This is a genomic window from Allorhizocola rhizosphaerae (genome assembly GCF_003426775.1).
Classification (GTDB): Bacteria; Actinomycetota; Actinomycetes; order Mycobacteriales; family Micromonosporaceae; genus Allorhizocola; species Allorhizocola rhizosphaerae.
In genome coordinates this window covers 1-6,468 of record NZ_QJUG01000343.1, presented here as the reverse complement: position 1 = coordinate 6,468, position 6,468 = coordinate 1, and the positions used below count along the sequence as shown (strand labels likewise).

Here is a 6,468-nt window from a genome sequence, read left to right as displayed (position 1 = left end):
CCGCACCGACCCCGACCACGCCGCGCTACAACTGGCCAACCTCGTCTTCGGCGGATACTTCTCGTCGCGTTGGGTGGAAAACATCCGCGAGGACAAGGGATACACCTACGGGCCGCACTCGATGATCGAGCACTCGGTGGCCGGCTCGGCCATGGTGGTTTCGGCGGAGGTCGCCACCGAGGTGACCGCGCCCGCGCTTGTCGAGACCTACTACGAGTTGGGCCGCATGGCCTCGCTGCCGCCCGCCGAGGCCGAGTTGGAGCAGGCCCGGCAATACGCGCTCGGCACGCTCCAATTGGGAATGTCCACTCAGGCCGGTCTGGCCGGGCTTGCCAGCACCTACGCCGGGTTCGGGCTGCGGCTGGACTACCTGGCCGAGCACTCGGCGCGGCTGGCGGCGGCGACCGCCGAAGACGTGCACCGGGTGGCGCGTCAGCACCTGGCCCCGGCCAGGGCGGTCAGCGTGGTGCTTGGCGACGCGTCGAAGATCGCCGATGAGGTGTCGGCCATCGTCGCCGTGGATCGATGACCTCGCCCGGCAACTGGGCCACGGTGGTGGCCGCGTGACCGATACGGGAGTGTGGCCGCCGCTTGACCGGGCGGCCCACCGCCGCAGCGACCCTCAATGGCTCGCCGAGGCGTGGGAGCGCGCGTTTGTCGTGGTGATCGCGCCGGACGGGCGGTCGCTCATCGGGCCCGCCGGGCTGGTGCTGTTTAAAGCCGCGGGCATCGAGGGCGAGCGCCTGTTCCTGGGCGTCGACGACACGGGCACGCCCTATTTCGCCGTTGCGGTCGAGCCGCCGCCGGTCGACGATGCCGCGCTCAAGCACCTGTGGGAGGTGGGCGCCGACCTCAACCCGCGGCACGCCCGCCTGTTCGCCCAGGCCCTCGGGCTCATCCAGTGGCACAACGACTATCGATTCTCGCCGATGACCGGTGAGCCGACCGTCATGGAGCAGGCCGGCTGGGTGCGGCGGGAGGCCAACGGGGAGCTGCACTTCCCGCGCACCGACCCGGCCGTGATCATGCTGGTGCACGATGGCGTTGCCGGGCCGCAGGGGCGCGCTCTGCTGGGTTCCGGCGTGCTGTGGGTGCCGACCCAGGGCATCCGGCGCTACTCCACACTGGCCGGGTTTGTGGAGCCGGGCGAGACCGCCGAGGCGGCGGTGGCGCGCGAGGTGCTGGAGGAGGCCGGGGTCCACGTGACCCAGATGAAATACTTCGGCAGCCAGCCGCACCCGTATCCACGATCGCTCATGCTCGGCTTCTTCGCCCTGGCCAACCCGGATGAGCCGGTGTCCATCGACCCCGGCGAGCTCGCTGACGCGCGATGGTTCACGCGGGCGGAGATCGCGGCCGTGGCCGAGCGGACCTCAGACGCCTTCCGCCTGCCCAACCGGAGCTCGATCGCCTATCGCCTAATCACGCGCTGGCTCGCGGGCGAGTCCTGACGGCCGGTCGGCCCTCGACGACGTCGCGCTCGTCCAGCTCGGCCACATCCACCCGGCCCGTGCGGCAAGGCGCTACACACGAGCCCTCAGGCGAGCTCGGTGGCGGGCAGCCGGGGCGTGCTGAGCGCGCGGCCGAGCCACAGGTAGGTGACCGAGAGTCCACAAACGACGGCCATCGCGGCGAACAGCAGGCGGAACGGCAGCTGCTCGACGAGCACGGCGCCGAGCGCGATCGCCAGCGCCTGCGGCCCGCTCAGCAGGGCATCCATGGCGGCCGACACCCGGCCGACGATCTCATTGGGCGTGACCCGTTGCATGAGCGTCATCAGGCCGACGATCGCCCATGGCAGGCCGATGCCACCGACCACAGCCGACGGGAACACCAACCACACGCTCGGGAAGACGCTCGTCACCAGCATGGGCAGAAACAGGCCGACGCCAAGCGCGACCGTGCTGATCTCGCCGAGCCGGCGCACCACCCGCGCGGCCGTGACCCCGCCGATGATCCCGCCGACCCCCTGCACGCTCACGATCACCGCGAGGAACTCGGGCCGGCGGTGCAGGCCCTGGTCGACGAGCGCAAAGAACAGCGATTCGCTGAATCCCAGCGCCACGATCACGACGATGCAGCCGAGCACGGCGCGGCGCAGCGAAGCGGTCCGTGTCAGGTGCCTGATCCCGACCACAACCTCGCTCAGCCAACGCTTTTCGGGCGGCGCGGGCTTTTCCTCCGGTACCCGCAGAAAAGAAATGATTATGGAAGCGAGCACGAAGCCGACCATGCCGACGGTCGCGAGCCCCCACCCCTTCGTCGCGGCATATAGGCCGGCGCCCATCAGTGGGGCGACCAGCCGCAGTCCCTGCTTGACGGTCTGCAGGGCGCCGTTGGCCTCCGCCAGCAGCTCATCCGGCACGACCTCTTTGATCAGCCCGTTGAGCGCGCTGCTGACCGCGATGTAGGACAGTCCATAGCCTACGGCGACCGCGTAGAGGATCCACAGGTCGCCGCGATCGCGGATGAGCAGCAGCGGGCTCAACCCGGCCGCCGAGACGATCAGCGCGGTGACCAGGAACGGGCGCCTGCGAAACCGGTCCACGACATAGCCGATCATCGGTGCGAACGCCATCGGCGCGATCACCGCGAGGATCGCGGCGCCCGCCATGCCATCGGAGCCGGTGAGATCCTTCGCCCAGATCGCGAGGGCGAGCAGCAGCATGGATTCCGAGGTCATGCTGAAGAACAGCCCGCCGAAGAGCAGCCGGAAGTCGCGCCTTTTCAAAATCCTTTTCATCAGGGGGTACCTCTTAAGCGTCAGCGGGACGGGACGCCCCAGGCGATGAACCGGATGGGCCGGGCGCCCTCGGGCCGGGTCGAGGGATCGGTGAGCCGGTCGAGGTGGCGCAGGATCAGCGCGTGGATCTGCTGATGGATCTCGTCGAGCTCGTCGGCGGTCAGCCAGGCCATCGACTGCATCGTGAAGGCCGCGCTCTGCCACTGCGCCGGCTCGGCGGCGCGCCGCTCGTCCCAGGCGTTGCGCTCGGCGAGCTCGAACCCGAGCACGGTGTTGGTCAGCTCGTTGCCCGCCGACAGCAGCTCGGAGGAGTCACCGGGCTCGCCCCAGCGGTTGCCCACCGGCACCCAGCGCCACGGGCGGTTGCGGCCCTTGGTCTCCAGGTCGTCGGCCTCTTCGATGAAGCCGAACTTGGCGAGCTGGCGCAGGTGCCATGAGCAGTTGGCGGGGGTGTCGGCGATCCGGTCGGCCAGCTCGGTGGCTGTCGCCGGTCCGTGCACCACCAGCGCGTTGACCAGCTTGATCCGCACCGGATGGGCCAGCGCGCGCAGCATGCGTGGATCGGTGATCTCCCGTGTGGGCCACTCGGACATGAGTCAAAGCATATCTTTCGAAAGACTTCTTTTGTCAATCGAGTCGGCGTGTCACGCACCGGGCCTGTCCGATTTCACCTAATCTGTTCATACGTGCCCCCGAGTTCGAGCCCTATCGTGCGCCGTCAACGCTTGGGAGCAGAGCTTCGCCGCCTGCGCGCCTGCCTCGGCCTGACCGGCGATCAGGTCATCGCGTCCGTCGGCTGGCCGGCGAAATCGAAACTGTCGCGGCTGGAGAACGGGCGCAGCCGGCCCGACCTCGGCGACGTGCTCGACCTGCTGGACCTGTATCGGGTGGACGAGTGTGACCGGGACCGGCTGGTCGCCATCGCCCGCGACGCGGCCAACACGGGATGGCTGCGCGAATACCCGGTCATGACCACGCGGCAGCGAAACTACGCGGAACTGGAGACGGGGTGCGACCGGATCGCCGAATACGCGGCCGTCATCGTGCCCGGACTGTTACAGACGCCCGAGTACGCGCGGCTGCGGCTGCAGTCGTCGCAGCGGCTCGCGTCGTCCAACGCGTCGTCCAATATGGAGGCTGAGGTGGCCGCGCTGATGGCGCGCCAGACGATCCTCACCCGGCCGTCCAATGCGCCCGACTACGAGGCCGTCGTCGATGAGAACGCGCTGCTCAACCGGGGAGCGCCGGCCACGGCGCGGGCCGAGCAGATCGCCCGGCTGGCGCACCTCGCTTCGCTACCGAACGTGACCATCCGGGTACTTCGGTGCGAGTCGGTGATCGATTCGTTTTACCTACCATACACAGGATTTTCTATCTATCACTTTCCCGACCCAGATGACCCGGAAACCATCGCGGTCGAGACCCTCGGTCGTGAGCTGGTATTCAGTGATCGTGAGTGTGTGAAGCAATATACGCAGGTCTTTGAATGGATCAGCGAGTCCGCATTGGACGCCAAGGAATCCAAGGCTTGGCTAAGCGAACAACTGTACTGATCATTGCTCACACTGAGTCACCCGAACGGGCGGCGCTGTCCGACGTTCGTCGAGTCTTTCTTGATTCCGGAACTGGAGGTGTTCCAGCATTGGCACAAAGCCACAGTGGAAATTCCAGGGATGGATCTCTAGGCCATGCGATATCTCATCGTCCGGACGGAGGTACGACCGTTCGCGCCCGAAGACGTGGTGGCCTCCTTCAGCGAGGACGCACCACTGCGCGATGAGAGCATCGCACCTGAACAGAGACGTCAAGTAGCCGAGGCCGACAATCTGGACTCGGCTTTGCAATTGGCCAAGGCGCTCGCGTCCGTCGGCGCCGTGCGCTCGGGGCGCCAGCGGGTGAAGGTGGTCCGCCTCGACGCCCCGAAGTGGCTCAACTGAGCTTGGCCTTGACCTGATTGATGTTGGGGTTGGTCATCGCCGTGCCGTCGGGGAACCGCACGGTCGGCACCGTCTGATTGCCACCGTTGACGCTCATCACATATTCGGCGGCGGCAAGATCCTGCTCGATGTCCACCACGGTGTAGGGGATGCCCTCGCGGTCAAGCTGAGTCCGGAGCCTGTGGCAGTAACCACACCATGTCGTCGAATACATCGTCAGCACACTCACGACCTTAACAACGCCGCGCGGGGGCGGAAAAAGTCCGATGTGCCACTCGCCACACGTCGCGTTTTCCACAGGCTGGTTTTGGCTCCAACCGCAGCTGGCGCTGGGCGTTTACCCGGTTGGGTGGCGCTGGGCGGTCCTCAGCAGTATCGCGCCCGGCGTTTTATCCACAGGCCGACGCTCGGTGCCGGGCGACCGTCCGCCCCGGGTGGAATGATGGCGAGCTGTGACAGCTGGGTCAGTCTTGCGCGGTCTCGACGACGAACAGCGGGCGGCCGTGACCGCACCCGCCGGTCCGGTCTGCATTCTCGCGGGCGCGGGCACGGGCAAAACCCGGGCGATCACGCATCGCATCGCCCATCGGGTGCTGACCGGGCAGATCCAGGCGCGCCACGTGTTGGCCGTCACGTTCACCGCGCGGGCAGCGGCCCAGCTGCGGGAACGACTGGCCAAACTGGAGGCTCAGGGGGTTCAGGCGCGCACGTTTCACGCGGCCGCGCTCCGTCAGCTCAGGTTTTTCGCGCCACGCCTGCTCCGTGGGCGCGACGTCCCCGAGCTGATCGAGAGCAAGACCCGGTTCGTGATGCTGGCCGCGGCCAAGGCCAAGGTGCGGGCCGACCGGATCGCGGCGCGCGACCTCGCCGGCGAGATCGAGTGGGCGAAATCGTCGCTTGTGGAGCCTTCCGAATATGAGGTGGCCGCGGCCAAGGCCGGCCGCGAGACCCCGCTGGAGCCGGCCCAGGTGGCATCGGTGTTCGCCGAATACGAGCGGGCCAAGCGTTCCGCCGGGGTGATCGACTTTGAGGACCTGCTGCGTGCCATGTGCTGGGGCATCGAGGAGCACTCCGACGTGGCCGAGCAGATCCGCGCGCAATACCGGCACTTCGTCGTCGACGAATACCAAGACGTCAACCCGTTGCAGCAGCGCCTGCTCGACGCGTGGCTGGGCGGGCGCACGGATCTGACCGTCGTGGGCGACGCCGCGCAGACCATCTACTCGTTCACCGGGGCCACATCGTCCTATCTGGTCGATTTCCCGCGGCAGCACCGGGGCGCGGTCGTGGTCCGGCTGGTGCGCGACTACCGCTCGACGCCGCAGGTGGTCGGCCTGGCCAATGCGGTCATCGGGCAGGCCCGGGGCGCGAGCTCTCGGCTGCGGCTCGATCTGATCGGCCAGCGACCGCCCGGGCCCGAGCCCGACGTGCGGGTCTTCCCGGACGAGATCGCCGAGGCGACGGCGGTCGCGCGGCGGTGCGCCGAGCTGATCGCGGCGGGCACGCCCGCCTCGGAGATCGCGGTGCTGTTCCGGACCAACGCCCAGTCGGAGACCTACGAGGGTGCGCTTTCAGAAGCCCAAGTGCCTTATGTGGTACGGGGTGGAGAGCGGTTTTTCGATCGAGCCGAGATCAAGCAGGCGCGTGCCGGGTTGCGCACCGCGGCCCGAGCGTCCGGTGCGGACGACGATCTGGTCAACCAGGTGAGCGACATCCTGCGCGGGCTCGGCTGGGAGCCGGAGCGGCCGCCCGCGGGCGGCGCCGCGCGGGAGCGGTGGGAGTCGCTGG

The 6,468-nt window shown here is 68.1% G+C and carries 8 protein-coding genes; 5 read left to right on the top strand and 3 right to left on the bottom strand.

The features are described 5' to 3' along the window. A partial coding sequence (locus tag DM816_RS39415) for a M16 family metallopeptidase (protein ID WP_162908313.1) occupies positions 1 to 529 on the top strand: 529 nt, incomplete at its 5' end. Positions 530 to 563: 34 nt separating this feature from the next. Continuing rightward, on the top strand, positions 564 to 1,451 hold the full coding sequence (gene nudC / locus DM816_RS39410) for an NAD(+) diphosphatase (protein ID WP_246002641.1): 888 nt from the start codon (positions 564 to 566) through the stop codon (positions 1,449 to 1,451). An 86-nt stretch (positions 1,452 to 1,537) separates the two neighbouring features. On the opposite strand, the gene DM816_RS39405 is transcribed toward nudC, so the two are convergent. Continuing rightward, positions 1,538 to 2,743: an MFS transporter gene (locus DM816_RS39405; protein ID WP_117215577.1), complete on the bottom strand. Its 1,206-nt coding sequence runs from the start codon at positions 2,741 to 2,743 to the stop codon at positions 1,538 to 1,540. Positions 2,744 to 2,763: 20 nt separating this feature from the next. Beyond that, complete coding sequence (locus tag DM816_RS39400; RefSeq protein WP_117215576.1) at positions 2,764 to 3,336, bottom strand: winged helix-turn-helix domain-containing protein; 573 nt, start codon at positions 3,334 to 3,336, stop codon at positions 2,764 to 2,766. A gap of 132 nt (positions 3,337 to 3,468) precedes the next feature. On the opposite strand from DM816_RS39400, the gene DM816_RS39395 reads away from it, so the two are divergent. Together DM816_RS39395 and DM816_RS39390 are read left to right on the top strand one after the other, a co-directional pair. Further along, the gene (locus tag DM816_RS39395; RefSeq protein ID WP_162908312.1) at positions 3,469 to 4,296 is read left to right on the top strand and encodes a helix-turn-helix domain-containing protein; all 828 of its coding nucleotides are present in this window, start codon (positions 3,469 to 3,471) and stop codon (positions 4,294 to 4,296) included. A 135-nt stretch (positions 4,297 to 4,431) separates the two neighbouring features. Then, positions 4,432 to 4,680, top strand: coding sequence for a hypothetical protein (locus DM816_RS39390; RefSeq protein WP_117215575.1), 249 nt, complete (start codon positions 4,432 to 4,434; stop codon positions 4,678 to 4,680). Here DM816_RS39390 and DM816_RS39385 read toward each other — a convergent pair. Beyond that, the gene (locus tag DM816_RS39385; RefSeq protein WP_162908314.1) at positions 4,673 to 4,903 is read right to left on the bottom strand and encodes a mycoredoxin; all 231 of its coding nucleotides are present in this window, start codon (positions 4,901 to 4,903) and stop codon (positions 4,673 to 4,675) included. The genes DM816_RS39390 and DM816_RS39385 overlap by 8 nt on opposite strands. Positions 4,904 to 5,132: 229 nt before the next feature. Here DM816_RS39385 and DM816_RS39380 point away from each other — a divergent pair. Then, positions 5,133 to 6,468, top strand: a 1,336-nt coding sequence (locus tag DM816_RS39380) for an ATP-dependent helicase (RefSeq protein WP_162908311.1), incomplete at its 3' end; no start/stop codon positions are given.